Raw genomic sequence first — 17,356 nt, forward strand, 5'->3', positions numbered from 1 at the left:
TTTACTTTCTCCTCCTTCCGGTAATTTTAAGAGCTTTCTCATTGCCATTCTCTGCGGCCTTTTCGAACCATTCCATTGCAATTTCATCGTTTTCTTCCACGCCTTTGCCCGTCAGATAGGCATTTCCAAGTTCAAATTGCGCTTTGTCGCTATTTTTTTCAGCAGCTTTCAGCAGCCATTGCACCGCAGCTTCCGGATCAGGAGTACAACCTTCGCCATACATCATCATCTTACCGAGATAATAAGTCGCAGCAATATTTTCATTCCCTGCCGCATCCGTAAACCAGCGGTAAGCTTCGGCATAGTTCTGTTTCACACCTACTCCGTTGTAATAGCAAAGTCCGGTACGATACATACTCATCGTATTTCCATTATCCGCAGCCAGCGTATAATATTTAAAAGCTTCCGTTTCATTATCTTCCACTCCGATACCCATTTCATAACAGATACCCAATCCTTCGCTATACCACTCGTATTCGGCAGCTTTCTTGAAATAGGCAAAAGCCTTTTCCGATTCGTTCAGACTGTCATAATCATACAGGTAATACTCACCCATACGCAACATTGCCATTGGAATTTCGTTGGCCACAGCCTTCTCATACCATTCCATAGCCTTTTTATTGTCTTCCAGACAGGGACCGCAACCAAAGAAATAATAGTCTCCCATCTTAAACTGGGCATAACCATAGTCCTGTTCAGCAGCTTTCATCATATATTCCACAGCCTTTTGCGGATTTTCTTCCACGCCATTGCCATTTTCATAAGCCAGGCCCAGCTCTGTCAGACAACGGGACTCTTCCTTCTCCGCTCCTTTGCCGAACCATTCGAGTGCCTTATCCCAGTCTTCTGCCGTTCCGATTCCTTCTTTATAACAGCGTCCCAGAGCAAAGATCGCATCATTATCATCCGCTTCTGCCGCCTTTGTATACCAAGCGAACGCCTCTTCCGGTTTTGCTTCACCAAGAACACCTTTTTCCATATAAAGACCAGAACGGAACATCGCATAAGGATAACCCTGTCCGGCAGCCCTACTAATCAGTTCAAATGCCTTTTCATAGTTCTTCTCCACCCCATCGCCATTCTCATACAAGAACGCCAGTTCTACAAGAGCAAAGCAGGAACCCAGTTCGGCTGCTTTTTCATAACATTCTCTCGACTTATCGGCATCTTTTACACCGCTGTATCCATTAGCCAGGTAAAGCGCCATCCGACAATATCCGTCGGCATTGTTCAGCGAAGCTGCCTTTTCATAATACTCTAACGCCTTCACATAATCCGGTTGTTCAGACAAGAAGCCACGCTCATACATCCAGCCTAGACGATAAGCTGCATTTCCCGAACCCAGTTCAATAGCCTTCTCCAACAATTCTTTCGCACGATTCATGTCCTCTTCCACCAATTCACCGTTGAAATAGATATTAGCCAGTCCTTCTATACCTTGTATATAGTTATCTTCCACGCAACGGTTCAGACACATCAGTCCGCGTTCCACGTTCTTATATTCATCATTATACAGGTAGATCAGCGCCAGTTCATACGCACTGTAAGATTCACAATAAAGCATCCCCTTTTCCAGCCATTCAATAGCTTTCGGCATATCCAGCCATTCTTCTTCCTGATAATTATATCCCAGGAAGTTAGCGGCAGACCACACACCTGCATGCCAGGCTTTTTCCCAAAGTTCAAAGCCCAGTTCTTTCGGTTTATTCAGTTCCGGATAACGGAAATAAAGGGTAGCCAGATTTTTAAGACTATAAAGATTGGGAACTATCTCCAGAGACTTTTCGTAGTAAGCAGCTTCCTCTGCCACACTGCCTTCCGCCCTGTCGAGCGCGTCTCCCAGTGCTGCATATACATGAGCACGCAAACGTTCTCCTTCAGGCAGTTCGGCAAGCAGGTCATTCCGTATCTGCAACGCCTTCGCTTTATCTCCTGTAAATTCTTCGACAAAAGCACGATAATGTTTTCCCCATAAAATAGCTTCGGGAGAAGTGAGAGCGGCAAAACGTCGTTCGCCCTCTTCTTTATTTTGCTCGCAATAGAATCCCATGTATCGCCAATAGGCAACAGTTGCTTCCGCTTCAGCCCAACCCATATCGGCAGCCTTTTCGTAATACGGAAACAAATAACTCATATCCCGCTTTCCATAACGGGCTTCAGAATATTGCGCACCCTTCTGTGCCCATCCCGCACCGCTAAACACAGCTACACGGTCGCATACCTGCATTACCTTCTCCCACCAGAATTCATATTCTTCTGCGTTGAGATCGACCTCTACGTTACAGTCAAAAGCACTGAATATCAGTTCAAAAAAATCTTCTGTTAATTTCTCGTCTTCTTTTGTGTCCAAAGCATATTCACATACAGCCAATGCTTCCCACCAATTTTCCGCATTTAATAATGAGGCCGGTGTATACTGTGGAAACCATGTCCTTGCAGGCTGTCCGGACGCTTTTATTCTAGCGGATAACTCTCCAAATTTCTCTTTTAAAATTTTCATGATATAGACTTTACCTTAATTTTGTGTTATTAGTCAATAAAAAAATCTCATAACGAGTGCAAGGTACTAATATTGACTGAATGAACAATAACAGAGTATCAAAAAAATAAAGTCTGATATACAATTTAGGCACAGATTATAATCCAAGAAGTTGTTGCAAACGTTGCACCGATGCTTCAATCTGCCAACGGTCTTCCAATTCGTCTGCATTAAAGATATATTGTGCCTGGTGATAAAAAGGTGCGCGTTTCTCAAGCGCCTGAACGATGAACGCTTTCAGTTCGTCATCCTCTTTCCCCTGAAGAATAGGGCGTTGCTGTTTAGCCACACGCAAGCGTCTGAACAGCACATCCGGATGCACATCGAGAAAAACCGTCTTTCCGGTCCGGTTCATAAAGTCCATATTATCAAAAAAACAAGGCGCTCCACCTCCCGTCGAAATTACCACATTCTCAAACTCGGCTACTTCATGAAGCATATTCCGCTCCAGTTCCCTGAATCCTGTTTCGCCTCGTTCAGTGAATAATTCTCCAACGGTTTTGTGAAAACGCTCTTCGATATACCAGTCCAGATCAACGAACGGTATATTCATTTGCCGGGCAAATGCTTTACCCAGCGTCGTTTTTCCGGCACCCATATAGCCGGTAAGGAAGATACGAACCATAAATGACTAATTTTGCTCACAAAATTAATCATTTAATGAAGAATGAAGAATGAAGAATGAAGAATTTTAGCCATTATGCCATCCAATTCTTCATTATTCATTCTTCATTCCCGATTTATTTAAAGATTCTCACCCGTTCTTCAAGCGGCTGAAATTCTTTTTCACCCGGTTTGCCAATAGGAAGTCCGAACGGCATTTCCGCAATCAGATGCCAATGTTCCGGCAAGTTCCATGCACGGCGCACTTCTTCATCAATCAACGGGTTATAGTGTTGCAGCGATGCTCCGAAACCTACATCCTCAAGCATCACCCAGATAGCCAGCTGGTGCATGGCAGAAGTCTGCAATGACCATCCCGGGAAATTCTCCTGATAAGACGGGAAAGCCTCCTGAAGTCCTTTCACTACTTTTTGATCCTCAAAGAACAGTACAGTTCCGTAGCCACAGGCAAAGGAATGATCTATCTTCTCTTCTGTCTTTACAAAAGCTTCAGCCGGTACAATCTTCTTCAATGCATCTTTCACGATCTGCCACAGTTTCTTATGAGATTCTCCCAACAGGAGCACCACACGTGTAGTCTGCGAATTGAATGCTGACGGTACGTGACACACGGTCATATTAACGATACATTCGATCTCCTGATCGGATATAGGTGACTGATTAGTAATTGAATAGTAAGTCCGACGTTGTTTCAAAGCTTCACTAAAAGATCTTTCCATCATAGTTCCTTTCTTATTTTATATTCTTAAAACTCTCTTTTTTTTATAACAAGTATCCCCCCTAACTTGTTCAGTTAGAGAATATATTTGTACCTTCGCAGCGTCAATTCATTGACTATCTAAATTTATCGTCAGAAAAATGGCAAAACAAAAATTTTATGTCGTATGGGAAGGCGTCACACCCGGGATTTACACTTCCTGGACAGACTGCCAGCTTCAAATCAAAGGATACGAAGCTGCCAAATACAAATCATTCGATACGCGCGAAGAAGCGGAACGCGCGCTGACAATGTCTCCATACGCTTATATCGGCAAAAACGCAAAGTCTAAATCAGGAGGTTCCAAACCTTCGTCAGATACTTTACCCTCTTGCGTGATCGACAATAGCCTGGCAGTCGATGCAGCCTGTAGCGGCAATCCGGGACCGATGGAGTATCGTGGAGTACACATTGCCAGCCGGCAGGAAATTTTTCATTTCGGCCCGATGAAAGGCACGAATAATATCGGTGAGTTTCTAGCCATCGTACACGGGTTGGCGTTGTTGAAGAACAAAGGTTTCGACATGCCTATTTACAGTGATAGCGCCAATGCGATCAGCTGGGTACGACAGAAGAAGTGCAAAACCAAGCTCCCCCGCACTCCGGAAACGGAAGAACTGTTTTTATTGATCGAACGGGCAGAAAAATGGTTGCGGGAAAATACATATACCACTCGTATCCTGAAATGGGAAACGAAAGAATGGGGAGAAATTCCGGCCGACTTCGGCAGAAAATAAAAGAACATAAATTTCAATCATAAGAAAAGATGAAAACATTGACTTCAAACAAAGCTTTCTGGCTGTTATTAGTCATTTGCGTAGTTACTATCCTGCCTTTCCTCGGCTTGTCGGAATACCACACGAAAGGTGAGCCTCGCGAAGCTATTGTTTCCTATTCCATGCTGGATAGCGGAAACTGGATCTTACCCAGAAACAACGGAGGAGAAATGGCTTACAAACCGCCTTTCTTCCATTGGAGCATCGCTGCTGTATCAGCAGTAGTGAACGGAGGGCAAGTCACAGAAATGACCTCCCGCCTGCCGTCCGCCATCGCCTTGATTGCCATGACTCTCTGCGGCTTTCTGTTCTTTGCCAAAAGAAAAGGAGTGCAACTGGCGTTATTGGCCGCCTTTATTACCCTGACTAATTTCGAATTACACCGGGCCGGAGCCAACTGCCGGGTGGACATGGTATTGACAGCGCTCACCGTTGGCGCTCTATATTGTCTCTACAGATGGTATGAGAAGGGGCTTAAAGGTATTCCCTGGCTGGCCATTCTCCTGATGAGTTGCGGAACACTGACTAAAGGACCGGTAGGTACTATCATTCCATGCTTAGTTGTAGGCATATTCTTGTTACTCCGGGGTGTCAACTTCTTCAAGGCATTCCTGCTACTTTCCGCCTGGGCTATCCTTTCTCTCATCCTGCCTATCTGCTGGTACGTAGCTGCTTACCAACAAGGTGGAGAAGAATTCATCGCATTAGTGATGGAGGAAAACCTCGGTCGCATGACCAATACCATGAGCTATAATTCATGCGTGAACCCCTGGCACTATAATTTCGTGACCTTGTTTGCCGGATATGTTCCCTGGACACTGTTAGTCGTACTTTCCCTGTTCAGCCTGACTTACCATAAATTCAATATCCAGCCTGCCGCTTGGTGGAAACGTTTCACTGCTTGGATAAAGAATATGGATCCGGTGGATTTATTCTCTTTCACCAGTATTGTCGTCATCTTCGTTTTCTACTGCATTCCGCAGAGCAAACGCAGCGTCTATCTGATGCCTATCTATCCTTTCATTGCTTATTTCCTTGCCAAATATCTATTTTATCTGGTCAAGAAGCAATCCAAAGTCATCAAAGTATATGGAAGTATTCTTGCGGTAATCAGCCTGTTGCTGTTCACTTGCTTCATTGTATTAAAATGCGGGCTCATCCCTGAAACAATCTTCCACGGCCGTCACGCACAGGACAACATTAATTTCATGCGCGCCATACAAAATATCAGCGGTGCAGGAGCCTTGTTGCTGATTGCCGTTCCTACCGTCCTCGGTATCTACTGGTGGTTCTATCAACGGAAACATGCATTGAGCAACCGCTTCCTGTATGCCCTCGTCGTGCTTACCATGGGATTATACCTTGCATTGGACGGTGCTTATCAGCCGGCAGCATTAAATTCGAAATCCGTCAAATTCGTCGCTGCAGAGATCGAAAAGATTGCGCCGGAAAGCGAAGGGACTATGTACGAATTCATTGAAGAAAGTCTGCATGCAGCAGGTGACCCTGTACATTACTTCGAGATTAATTTCTACCTGCATAACCGTCTCGACAACTTCTACCAAAAACGTCCTGCCAAAGGTTTCTTGTTGATCGGCACCAATGACGCAGAGAAATATCTTCCTGAATTTGAGAAAGAGGGGTATCAGTTCGAACAGGTTTACGAATCTCCTAAACGAGTGCTCCGGCAAATAGCCAAAGTATACAAGTTCGTTAAAAACGAACAGCCTGAAAAAACCGAAACTACTCCTATTGTTGAGTAAAAGGGACAGAATTTACCGTTTTTCCATGCTTCACAAGGAACTCTGCCGATTGGAGCATGGAAAAACTATATTCTTTTAAAGGCAAAAAGCGATCATCCATCGGAACGGCTTTCAATTTGCCATTGTCTATATGATAAGTAAACTCCTGCTGCGTCTCGTAATTAAAAAGATACAATAACGTATCATTGCGTCCCACAATCATATTGTCGGCAGTATAAAACATACAGGGACGTTCTTCTTTCAGCAAATCTACTCCAAAATTATTCTGTAGATAATCAATATTCAACAGCCCCAATATCGTAGGCTGTATATCTACCTGACCTCCAAAAGTGTTTTTCTCTTCCGGATGAATACGGCTGGAGTAAATCATCAGCGGGATATGGTTATAAGATTCCGGCAGCTCACATTCGGCGTCTCCCACCAATTTGCCATGATCTCCTTCCAACACAAATATCGTATTATCAAACCAGGACTGTTTACGTGCCTCTTCAAAAAACTTACGCAAAGCCCAATCCGCGTACTCAACAATCTGCGTCTCGGGTTCACTCGTTTTCGGATGGAAGAAAGGAGGTATCACATACGGCGGATGATTGCTGATGGACAGCAAAGTAGCAAAGAAAGGCTCTCCGGTGGCAGCCCGCTGATTCAATACCGGAATTGCATAATCATACAGGAAATCATCCTGTACTCCGAAGCTATTCACAACCTTATCAGCCGGATAATTTTCTTGTGAGAACACTTCATCATAGCCGTTTGTCCGGAAAAAAGCGTTCATATTATCATACTGCCCTTCGTGCGTCATAAAGAAAAGGTTATAATAACCGTTTTCTTTCAGGACAGTAGGCAGTCCCGAATAGCGGGGAATGACAGAGCCTTTCATGAGGTTTCGTTTCATCATCGCCGGGAAAGAATATAAGGTGGCATACAAACCATGATTCGTATGGATTCCTGCCGAATAGAAATTACGGAAGCTAATAGAACGGGTATACAGACTATCCAGGAAAGGAGTCAGCGTTTCTGATTGCCCGAAATGCTTCATCAGTTTACTGGACATGGATTCCATCATAATCAGTACAACATTGGGGCGACCTTGCTGCACACTATCTGCTTTTGAAGCATGTCTGTACACAGCCAACGGTGAGACAGCTACCTCTCCCTGACGATTGAGCAGAGCTTGCGCCTTAGTTATGGCTTCCTGCTCATCCATCAGATGCAAGTATTTATTTTCAGGACGCATATCATCCATCACACTCGTCAACAGATTAAAAGTCGGACTTACTCCCAATTGATTCAGAAAAGCATCCTGACAGAAATATGCCGCACTCACTTTGATCGGATTATAACCTGTACGCCCCCGAATTCCAAAGATGCAAAGGCCGATCAGACAAGCTCCGACCAGAAGCACAACTCCTCTCTTCCAAAATGGGAACGAAGCGGAAATGGTAAGGCTACGACGATGGAAATAACGCGACAGACAGACAAGCCATACTATGAACCCGGCCAAGAAGAGCAGGAATAATCCGATGGACAAGTAATAGGCACTTTCTCCCAATATCATTCCGGCAGTAGTTCCTGCATAACCGAACCATTCGAATATAGAAGAATTGATATGCTTAAAGAAATAGGCAAAGTAGGGTATGTCCGACGCACTGATTAAATAGACCAGTCCATAAAACACACTGAAAAAGATTGTGAAGAAACGGAACAATGCTTTCCCATAGTAGTTGCAGACTCCACACACCACCGCAATTGCCAGCGGCAACAGAAGTATGTAACAACCGATCACATTATCAAACCAGACACCATGCACAAAAGCAAGCATTGAAAGGCTCTTATCCGACAAGGCTTCAGAAGTCAATTGATGATAGGATGAGATAAAAAGTACCAGGCGAAACAGTCCTGCGATCAGCAAAGCCGAAACATGTATCGTAAGTATATATACAATAAGATTTAGAAAACGTTTCATAATAGCCTTTTCTTTTTATGAATTAAATGAAAGAGATTTAATAAAATTATTTTCTCCCTTTGTAGATATAAACGAAATGAAGAATTAGGAAATTGATAGGTACTACAATTATCATCACCAGTATCGGCGCCAGAAGTTCGCCTGCCCCTATCCAAAGGAAGAGATTCAACAAACCAATCTCAAGCAGATAATTAATCAGATGACTAAAGCCAAACCCAACCGCATTGCGAGACGAGGGCTTGGAACGAAAAGTAAAAAAGGTAGTCAGGAAATAATTGCAAATAAATCCGACGGCATAACCTGCCGTAAAAGAGATATTGGCGTTTGCAACCAGTAAAACCAGACAATACACTCCGTAATGAATAGCCGAGGATACAGTGCCGACAACTCCGAAACGAACGAATTGCCAGAACTTATCCCGCCAGTCCGGATGCCTGTCAAATATAGCTTTACTTATCTTGGTCATCGTATAGTACTTCTTCCACATTATAGAGCGGACGACGTTTTACTTCTTTATAGATTTTCCCAATATACAACCCGACAGCTCCTATTGACATTAGAACAATTCCACCGACAAACCAGACAGACAACATCAAAGATGCCCAGCCATGCTCTGCCGTACCCGAAATTAAAGAATACAATACATAAATTCCTATCAGTATACTGATAAAAACAAATATAATTCCCAGATAAACAATACCGTAAATAGGCTTCACCGAGAAAGAGGTTATTCCGTCCAAGGCCAGGCTGAACATCTTTCTTACTGTATATTTGGAGGTTCCGGCTGTCCGTTCCCGGATTACGTCATCTACCGTAGTAGAAGGAAAACCCAGCAATGGGATAATACCACGCAAATAGACATTACGTTCTTGATAATGAGACAGCTGTTCCAGTACTCTCCTACTCAAAAAACGGAAATCCGCATGATTGTAGATTGTCTCTACTCCCATCCGGTGCTGTAATTTATAAAAAGCGGTTGCGGAAAGACGTTTCAGCATCGGATCTGCCTGGCGGGATACTTTCACCCCGTATACGACATCATATCCTTGTGTATAAGCATCGATCATCTCCTCAATCGCATTCAGATCATCCTGCAAATCGGCATCAATGGTAATAACGGCATCGCTCCAGTCTTTAGCGGTCATCATACCGGCCATGATGGCATACTGATGTCCTACGTTGCGAGCCAGGTTCATTCCTTTTATATATGGATTCGTCCGGTGCAGTTGTTTAATAATGCTCCATGTACGATCTTTACTGCCATCATTCACAAAGAGCACAAAACTGTCGGCACTGATCTTTTTTTTCGCCACCAAGTCATCAAACAAAGCTGTCAAACGGGTGGTTGACTCTTCCAACACTTCCTCCTCATTATAGCAGGGGGATACAATAGCCAATTTAATCATTTTTCGTCCGGTTTATTTAGTTCAGCCAGTTTTATCTGCGCAAACTCCGAGTAAGTCATAAAAGGATAGCCTTTTTCTTTCAGGTTGCGGATAAGCATATCCAAACGTTCCTCCATTCCTTTGCCGGAATGGTTGCGGATGATAAAAGGCATTTTAAATTCAGGATGTTCACCCAACGGATAGAACTCCCATGGGTGGAAATAGGTCACAAAATATCCGTCATGTTTCAATACCCGGTTTACCAGGCTTTGATAAAGCCACATCGGCAGATTATGACAAGACAGCCAAAATAGCGGGAAACGAATCCATGGAGTTACAGAAGCCGGGATTTGAAGTAGTTTGCCTGTCATAAAGCAGGTACGCGGCTCTGATAAATGCATATATCTTCCGGGGATAAATGCGGGATTCAGTGAGGAGTTGTACACATACCCCATTCGTTCAAGTTCTGTATCTGATACGGGAAACATACGCGGTTGGCGATAGCCTTCTATCGTTCTGCCGGTAAGACGTTCCAAGATTTCTTTTGAACGGCTGACATCGGAAGCCTGCGGCTGCCAATGGTCACATCCATGCGCAGCCACTTCATGTCCTTCGTCCATAATGCGCCGCATCACCTCCGGCGCATTTTCTGCAAAATTGCTTGTACAGAAGAAGGTAGCTTTCACCCCGTTTTTTTTCAGGCAGTCCAGTATCCGGTTCGTACCATAGACTGATACTTTCATCGCTTCATCCAGCGGAAAGTCTACGCCATGTTCACGAGGTACATCAAATTCTTCTGTATCAAAACTTAATAATATCATTGCATTATCAAAAAATTACAATTGCTGCATTACAGTTGTTGCATATCATGCAGGCGTTTGTAATAGCCGTTTAATTCTATAAGTTCCTCATGCTTACCACGTTCTACAATTTCTCCTTCATATAACACGCAGATTTCATCTGCATTCTTAATAGTAGAAAGACGGTGGGCAATAGCAATCGTTGTACGTGTTTTCATCAAACGTTCCAACGCTTCCTGCACGAGACGTTCTGATTCGGTATCCAATGCAGAAGTAGCCTCATCGAGAATCAGAATCGGAGGGTTCTTCAGGATGGCACGGGCGATACTGATACGCTGGCGCTGACCACCGGACAATTTACCACCACGGTCACCGATATTCATGTTATATCCTTCCGGTTTCTCCATGATGAAATCATGTGCATTGGCAATCTTTGCTGCCTCTACCACTTGTTCCATTGTCGCATTCTCCACACCAAAAGCAATGTTATTGAAGAATGTATCATTAAACAAAATAGCTTCCTGGTTTACATTACCAATCAGACTACGCAAATCAGCAATACGCACGTCGCGGATGCTCGTTCCGTCAATGGTAATATCACCTTCCTGTACATCATGGTAACGTGGCAACAAATCGACTAAGGTAGATTTACCGGAACCAGACTGTCCAACCAGTGCAATCGTTTTTCCTTTGGGAACTGTCAAATTTACATGTTTCAGTACCTCTCTTTTACCATCATAGCTGAAAGAAATATCTTTAAATTCAATCTTGTCATTCAAACCTTTCAACGGTTTCGGATTCGGAATCTCTTTAATCTTATTCTCTGCTTTCAGGATTTTATCAACACGTTCCATAGAAGCCAAACCTTTCGGAATGTTGTATCCTGCTTTAGCAAAGTCTTTCAACGGATTGATTACACTATACAAGATAACCATATAGAAGATAAATGTAGGAGCATCAATCGTGGCATTCTTGCCTAAAATCAATGTACCACCAAACCACAGTACGGCTACAATCAGAATGGTTCCCAAAAACTCACTCATCGGATGTGCCATAGCCTGACGTATAGCAACCTTGTTTGTTGCATCCCGAAGTTCGTTACTACATTTGGTGAAGCGGTTAATCATTTTATCTTCCGCAATAAAAGCCTTGATGATGCGCAAACCTCCCAGTGTTTCTTCCAATTGCGACATCGTATCACTCCACTTTGCCTGTGCTTCCAGTGACTGGCGTTTCAGTTTTCTTCCGACCACTCCCATCAACCAGCCCATTCCCGGCAATACAATAATAGTAAAAAGAGTCAACTGCCAACTAACAGCAACCAATGTCACGAAATATATAATAATCAGGATTGGACTCTTCATCAACATATCCAACGAACTAGTAATGGAGTTTTCCACCTCTCCCACGTCACCACTCATACGGGCTATGATATCCCCCTTTCTTTCTTCAGAGAAAAAAGACATTGGCAGACGCATAACCTTAGCATATACCATAATACGAATATCACGTACCACTCCTGTACGCAATGGAATCATCACAGCTGAAGAAGCAAAGTAACAACCGGTTTTAAACAATGTCATCACCATCAGGAACAATCCCAAGAAAATAAGAGCCACAGTGGGACCATTATCCACTATCATTTGAGATATGTAATAATAGAAGTTATTCTTGGCAACATCTGCTAAATCACCACTACCCCATTCCATAAAATGGTATACTTTATCCGCTCCTTCTGTTTTAAACAGAATACTCAAAATAGGAATCAAAAAAGTAAATGAGAACACGTTGAATACAGCAGACAAAATATTCAGCAAAATAGCCCAGCCGATATACTTCTTATAAGGCGACACGAAACGTCGCATTAGTTGTAGAAATTCCTTCATTATTTACCATTAAAAAAGTTAAGACCGCAAAGATACAATAAAACTGATTAACAGGCAGTAGTTTCAGCTAATTATTAACGCGATTTATCGAAAAGCACGTTTCAACAAACAAAAAACGACTCAATAATTCTCTTTCAACCAAATACCCAAGAAACGATCATATATTTGATACACTCCCTTTTCCTGGGTCACAAAATCCTTTTCTAATAATCCTTTCAATGCTGCCTGCACAGAACTGGCTGAAGCCAGTCTGTATTTCTTTATGAAAGCACCGGAAGTGATAGCTTTCGCTTTTCCCTCTTTAGTGATAGCAATCAGTAACTCCTTTTGCTTTTCCGGCAAACGAAAAAGGATTTCCGAATAAGTATATCTGAATGAATCAATAATCTGCCGAATAGCCTCTGACACCATTTCCACTTTACAGACTCCGTGCTCCGGGGTCATATCATAAAGTGTATTCAATACTTTTTGTATATACCATGTGACTCCTTCAAACTGTTGATAAACTGTGGTAACAGCACTTTCTTCCATTTCTTTGCCTGCACGTTTGAAATGCATACATGCAAAACGAATGTATTCTTCTAAAGGAATACTTTCCAAATGCATCATTGACACACTTTGATAAAAAGGTCTGGAAGGCGTCAAAAACATATTCCCCATCACATGCCGCTGGCTCCCGGCAAAAATGAAACGCGCATTATTACAATGCTGCACATAAGTCCGGAGAGTAGCCTCTACATTTTTCTCTGCATATCCGGTAATCTGCTGAAATTCATCAATGGCAATCAAACAAGGCTTATCCGCTTGCTCTAAATACCGGAAGATTTCATCGAGCGTAGTAGCCGGAGCTTGTATATCTCCTAATCCCAAATTCAAAGAAGGCATACCATTCACATCAAAAGAGATACTGGCCTGCAAAGATTTCACACATTCCCAAAAACCATGCAAAGCTTTCTTCCCTATAGGTTTCAGTACTTCCAAAATCTCTTTACTAAGTGCAAATACCAAGTCGCGCAATGACCGGCTGTCATATATATCAATGAAGAAGGTGTAATAGTCCTGCTTAATTTCAGGAAACTGAAAGCAATGACGGATCAGGCCCGTCTTTCCCATTCGTCGGGTAGAGACAAGAGCCAGGTTATTCCCATTCATCACTTCGCGTACCAACTGTTCGCTTTCCTGCTGACGGTCACAAAAATAATCAGCAGACACATATCCACTTGTTATAAAAGGATTTCTTATCATAGTCTTCGTATATCTCACGTTATTACGCAAAGATAATTATTATAAAATAATAAAATGCACATCTCGTGCATTATTTCATCATCACCCTTGCCCAACAGCCACCACATGATAATAAACTCCGCGTGTTTTCCTGAATGACTTTACTCCCAGCTTCTGCAAAATACGCCCGAAATAATTAACCTGCCCGGAAGAAATCTTCATTTTACTTGCCTTTTGTATCCGCTGAAGTATATCTGCAGCAAGTAACCATTCTCCCTCTTCTTCCTCTTCCGCTACCCGGTAATACACCTGGAATAACTGCTCGATTGCTGGCGACTGCTCAAACTCCCGGTTCGCCTCCGTCATAATCGCTTCTTCCTTCTCATCAAACCAGTAGCGTTCATTACTACGCAGCAGTGCCATTGCCTGCGCATACAATTGCTCATAATCAATAGGACGGACCACATCAATCACTCCTGTCACCTCAACACCGATAAAACGGCGACTACCGGAAGTATCCGTCAGCAAATCTTTATGGTTGCTCGTTCCTATAAAAGAGGCATACCGACGAAGTTCCTCCACAGCCGAAGCATTCGGTCGTCGTGTGTTGACAACGGGCTTTTGCAGAATATGCTTGAGGAAAGACTGCTGATTGATGCCAATCTGATCGAACTCATCCATATTAATCAATAAAAAGCGATTCAAGTATAACTCGGCATCCCGCTTCCGGCTGAAATCAATGCTATCCGTATAATAAGCCTGCAAGCATGGAGGCAAAATCAACCGGCAAAATGTAGACTTACGATAAGCCTGTGGACCTATCAATATAGGAGAAGTGCTATTTGCATGATTCTTTCCCATTCCACGCCAATGCGCTATCATACTAAGAAACCAACGACGAAACAATTGCGCCCAATGAGGATGATCGCAAGGAACTCGCTTGGCAAGATCGCCGATATGGTCCTTACCATCCCAATGAGGAAGGTCATAAAGAAATTCCTCGATAGGCTGATAAACCGGCACATGATCCGAATTCAGGTAACGTACCACGTCTTTATCCCACAGCTTAAGCCCTTCATAATGTGCATTCATTGCAATACTTGCCATCAACCGTTTATCCACCGGATGAAAATAAAAATTAAAACTGTTCCGTTCGCGACATTCCACTTGTGATGTCAACTGGTTGAAACGAAAATCATAACGCCGTTTCATAAACTCATCCATCTGCATGACAAATAATTGTTCCGGCAACAGACTACTTTTACTCGCAAATCCCTCACAAGTGCGGTATACATTCCGCACGGTTCCCCGAACCAATGTATCGTCCTTCGGCAAGCGATAATGAGCACGAGACCATCGCACTGTATCTTCCTCTGGAATACCGGCACGGAAACAATGTCCTGCGAGGTTGATCAACAGCGATTGTTTGTCTCCTTCCGGTTGATAATCAGTCTCTTCATCCAACGCACGTGCAAAAGCAGCTTCGAAAAGGACAGAAAGTGCATTACACTTTTCATATCCCGGCGCAAGCCGTTGCAATGGCGAAGTTTCCGTTTGTACCCGTTCGCGATAAGTCACCTCACCCGGCATAGCGGCAGGCTGCTTCATATAAATAGGCATTGCTTCGGGATTAAAATACAAGTGCGGGTCAAAAGTTAAACGACAATATTGCTCCAACGAAGGTACTTTCAGTTCAATATCATAAGGAAGTTGTGGCTGATAAAATTTCACTGCCAACCGATAGGCATGCGCATGAAAAAGCTCCGCTTCTTCACTAGTTGTCGGCAAACGATCATTGGGATAAGTAAAGCGTACCCATACTTTCACAGACTTTCCGGAAGAACCGGTGAAAGCTAAGTAAGTCTGCGGAAGCTCCTTTACCCGTTCTTTCACCTCATCCGCCTCCATACGTCCGGACAAGTTGTTGACCTGAATCATCACAATTCCGTTGTATTCACTCATCGTCGTTATGCCGCCTTTGCGAAAAAAGGCGGCTGCAGGTATCAGCTTCGGCACTTTCTGTACATAGTCATTTTTATCACCCGGAAGCATAAAAGGCAGGACTTCTCTCATTTTTGAGACAGGCTGTGTTTTAGTTTCCACTTTCATTTGCTCCACGAGCTGTTCAATTCTCAACGTACGCATAGTGTTCACCTTGCCATCGTCTCTTACCAGTGTTATTCTCATTACTTTATTTATTTGTCCTGCATGTGTTTTGTAGGGCGATTATTACGATACAAATATACTGTAAATATTCCACACAAACAACTTTTCAGAGAATACTTATTTCATCTTTCTACTAGAAAAGATTTTTCAATTCTATTTCTCATGTTCTCATAGATTTCAGATAAAGCACATATAATCAAAGAAGTACATTATGAGAAACGTTTTTAAAACAGGTGTTTCTCATACTATCCTCATCGATTTTCTTCAAAAAACCGCTATTTCTCATACTCTTTCAGGGTATTTCTCATAGTCAGACACAACTATTCTCCTGTTTATCCGCCAAGCTTATCTTAGAAAACAGCTAGCTATTTCTTTCATGCAAACAACTAGTTAATTACTTGTTTTTCACCTAATAATGTCGTATCTTTGAAAGAGCATCCCAATCGTTCCACTGGAGTGCACAGACCTGTTCACTACAGTAAAAAGTTCTGTCTACTAGAGTGAAAAGAACCGTTCACTGTAGTGGAACAATCAGGATGGCGGTTGAATAATAAAAGAATAAAAGCAAGATACACTAAGAGCATCAGTACATAACATATAAATAACCATTAAATTAAAACAAAGATGGCAATACAATTCGAGTTTTATAAGAATCCCCAACCGGAAAAAGAAGGGGAAGAACCTAGTTATCACCCACGGGTGGTTAATTTTCAACATGTGACCACTCAAAAGCTGGCAAGAGAAATCCACATGGCAACTACTTTCGGGAAAGCAGAAGTAGAAGCCATGTTAATGGAATTGAGTAGATGCATGGGCAACCATCTGTGCGAGGGAGAACGAGTACATCTGGATGGAATCGGCTATTTCCAGATTACATTGCAAGCTACCGAACCCGTGCACTCGCTTACCACTCGTGCTGACAAAGTGAAACTTAAGTCCATTAATTTCCAGGCTGACAGAGATTTAAAGAGTTTGTGCATGACTAGTCACTTACGACGTTCGAAATACAAGCCACATTCGGCTTCTCTTTCAGAAGAAGAGATCGACAAGAAACTTACTGCCTATTTTGCAACTCATCCTGTATTAACCCGTAGTAATATGCAGTCGCTCTGCAGTTTCACTCAAAGTATGGCCAGTAGACAAATCCGTCGCCTAAAAGCACAAGGCAACTTACAGAATATAGGTAAGCCCACACAGCCTATTTATATACCAACACCGGGCCATTATGAGAAATGAGTTCAACAGGTATGAGAAATAAGCCAAATCAAGGTCTATTTGCGAATAAAACTATGAGAAATACCAATTTTAAAAGTATTTCTCATAGCTTACTTTATTAATTATCTGCTATTTAAATCAAATCTATGAGAATATGAGAAATGAATATCTTATTTCCGGTTCTTCGTCAAATTTGGTGGTAAATTCTTTATCTCTTTATTTCCAAGTTAATAATTATCCCTTTTTACTCACTTT

At 42.7% G+C, this 17,356-nt stretch carries 13 protein-coding genes; 3 read left to right on the forward strand and 10 right to left on the reverse strand.

All coding sequences use genetic code 11. From position 1 onward, the window contains the following. Position 1 precedes the first annotated feature (1 nt). From LPH68_RS14945 to LPH68_RS14955, 3 genes are all read right to left on the reverse strand, one after another. Positions 2-2,500, reverse strand: coding sequence for a tetratricopeptide repeat protein (locus tag LPH68_RS14945; RefSeq protein ID WP_151923435.1), 2,499 nt, complete (start codon positions 2,498-2,500; stop codon positions 2-4). Positions 2,501-2,636: 136 nt separating this feature from the next. Then, entirely contained in the window at positions 2,637-3,164 is a 528-nt protein-coding gene (locus tag LPH68_RS14950) for a shikimate kinase (RefSeq protein ID WP_008642722.1), read from the reverse strand. Positions 3,165-3,279: 115 nt separating this feature from the next. Then, entirely contained in the window at positions 3,280-3,882 is a 603-nt protein-coding gene (locus LPH68_RS14955) for a nitroreductase family protein (protein WP_230296968.1), read from the reverse strand. Between the two features lie 139 nt (positions 3,883-4,021). Between LPH68_RS14955 and LPH68_RS14960 the strand changes: the two genes are divergently transcribed. Both LPH68_RS14960 and LPH68_RS14965 read left to right on the forward strand, forming a co-directional pair. Then, on the forward strand, positions 4,022-4,657 hold the full coding sequence (locus LPH68_RS14960) for a viroplasmin family protein (RefSeq protein WP_008024073.1): 636 nt from the start codon (positions 4,022-4,024) through the stop codon (positions 4,655-4,657). 29 nt (positions 4,658-4,686) lie between these two features. Beyond that, entirely contained in the window at positions 4,687-6,459 is a 1,773-nt protein-coding gene (locus tag LPH68_RS14965; protein WP_009039144.1) for a glycosyltransferase family 39 protein, read from the forward strand. On the opposite strand, the gene LPH68_RS14970 is transcribed toward LPH68_RS14965, so the two are convergent. From LPH68_RS14970 to LPH68_RS15000, 7 genes are all read right to left on the reverse strand, one after another. Next, positions 6,446-8,425 carry an LTA synthase family protein gene (locus LPH68_RS14970; RefSeq protein WP_151923436.1) on the reverse strand — a complete coding sequence of 660 codons (1,980 nt, stop codon included), beginning with the start codon at positions 8,423-8,425 and terminating at the stop codon, positions 6,446-6,448. The two genes, LPH68_RS14965 and LPH68_RS14970, sit on opposite strands and share 14 nt — an antisense overlap. A 46-nt stretch (positions 8,426-8,471) precedes the next feature. Then, positions 8,472-8,891 (reverse strand): GtrA family protein, encoded by a 420-nt coding sequence (locus LPH68_RS14975; RefSeq protein ID WP_004314482.1) that lies wholly within the window; start codon positions 8,889-8,891, stop codon positions 8,472-8,474. Continuing rightward, positions 8,875-9,831 (reverse strand): glycosyltransferase family 2 protein, encoded by a 957-nt coding sequence (locus LPH68_RS14980; RefSeq protein WP_004314479.1) that lies wholly within the window; start codon positions 9,829-9,831, stop codon positions 8,875-8,877. Before LPH68_RS14980 ends, LPH68_RS14975 begins: the two co-directional genes overlap by 17 nt. Next, complete coding sequence (locus tag LPH68_RS14985; RefSeq protein WP_004314478.1) at positions 9,828-10,631, reverse strand: polysaccharide deacetylase family protein; 804 nt, start codon at positions 10,629-10,631, stop codon at positions 9,828-9,830. The genes LPH68_RS14980 and LPH68_RS14985 overlap by 4 nt, the downstream gene beginning before the upstream one ends. A 29-nt stretch (positions 10,632-10,660) precedes the next feature. Beyond that, positions 10,661-12,496, reverse strand: a complete 1,836-nt coding sequence (locus LPH68_RS14990; RefSeq protein WP_008770437.1) for an ABC transporter ATP-binding protein — start codon at positions 12,494-12,496, stop codon at positions 10,661-10,663. A gap of 120 nt (positions 12,497-12,616) precedes the next feature. Further along, positions 12,617-13,741 carry an ATP-binding protein gene (locus LPH68_RS14995; protein WP_008770438.1) on the reverse strand — a complete coding sequence of 375 codons (1,125 nt, stop codon included), beginning with the start codon at positions 13,739-13,741 and terminating at the stop codon, positions 12,617-12,619. 81 nt (positions 13,742-13,822) lie between these two features. After that, the gene (locus LPH68_RS15000; protein WP_004314475.1) at positions 13,823-15,907 is read right to left on the reverse strand and encodes a BT4734/BF3469 family protein; all 2,085 of its coding nucleotides are present in this window, start codon (positions 15,905-15,907) and stop codon (positions 13,823-13,825) included. 603 nt (positions 15,908-16,510) lie between these two features. Here LPH68_RS15000 and LPH68_RS15005 point away from each other — a divergent pair. Further along, positions 16,511-17,122, forward strand: a complete 612-nt coding sequence (locus LPH68_RS15005; protein WP_004314474.1) for an HU family DNA-binding protein — start codon at positions 16,511-16,513, stop codon at positions 17,120-17,122. Positions 17,123-17,356: the final 234 nt, after the last annotated feature.

The organism is Bacteroides sp. 1_1_30 (genome assembly GCF_020982715.1).
Taxonomy (GTDB): domain Bacteria; phylum Bacteroidota; class Bacteroidia; order Bacteroidales; family Bacteroidaceae; genus Bacteroides; species Bacteroides xylanisolvens.

Coding starts and splice junctions, on each gene's coding strand:
- LPH68_RS14985 (WP_004314478.1), bottom strand. CDS start 10,631: ATGATATTATTAAGTTTTGATACAGAAGAATTTGATGTACCTCGTGAA.
- LPH68_RS14945 (WP_151923435.1), bottom strand. CDS start 2,500: ATGAAAATTTTAAAAGAGAAATTTGGAGAGTTATCCGCTAGAATAAAA.
- LPH68_RS15000 (WP_004314475.1), bottom strand. CDS start 15,907: ATGAGAATAACACTGGTAAGAGACGATGGCAAGGTGAACACTATGCGT.
- LPH68_RS14955 (WP_230296968.1), bottom strand. CDS start 3,882: ATGGAAAGATCTTTTAGTGAAGCTTTGAAACAACGTCGGACTTACTAT.
- LPH68_RS14980 (WP_004314479.1), bottom strand. CDS start 9,831: ATGATTAAATTGGCTATTGTATCCCCCTGCTATAATGAGGAGGAAGTG.
- LPH68_RS14995 (WP_008770438.1), bottom strand. CDS start 13,741: ATGATAAGAAATCCTTTTATAACAAGTGGATATGTGTCTGCTGATTAT.
- LPH68_RS14970 (WP_151923436.1), bottom strand. CDS start 8,425: ATGAAACGTTTTCTAAATCTTATTGTATATATACTTACGATACATGTT.
- LPH68_RS14975 (WP_004314482.1), bottom strand. CDS start 8,891: ATGACCAAGATAAGTAAAGCTATATTTGACAGGCATCCGGACTGGCGG.
- LPH68_RS15005 (WP_004314474.1), top strand. CDS start 16,511: ATGGCAATACAATTCGAGTTTTATAAGAATCCCCAACCGGAAAAAGAA.
- LPH68_RS14960 (WP_008024073.1), top strand. CDS start 4,022: ATGGCAAAACAAAAATTTTATGTCGTATGGGAAGGCGTCACACCCGGG.
- LPH68_RS14950 (WP_008642722.1), bottom strand. CDS start 3,164: ATGGTTCGTATCTTCCTTACCGGCTATATGGGTGCCGGAAAAACGACG.
- LPH68_RS14965 (WP_009039144.1), top strand. CDS start 4,687: ATGAAAACATTGACTTCAAACAAAGCTTTCTGGCTGTTATTAGTCATT.
- LPH68_RS14990 (WP_008770437.1), bottom strand. CDS start 12,496: ATGAAGGAATTTCTACAACTAATGCGACGTTTCGTGTCGCCTTATAAG.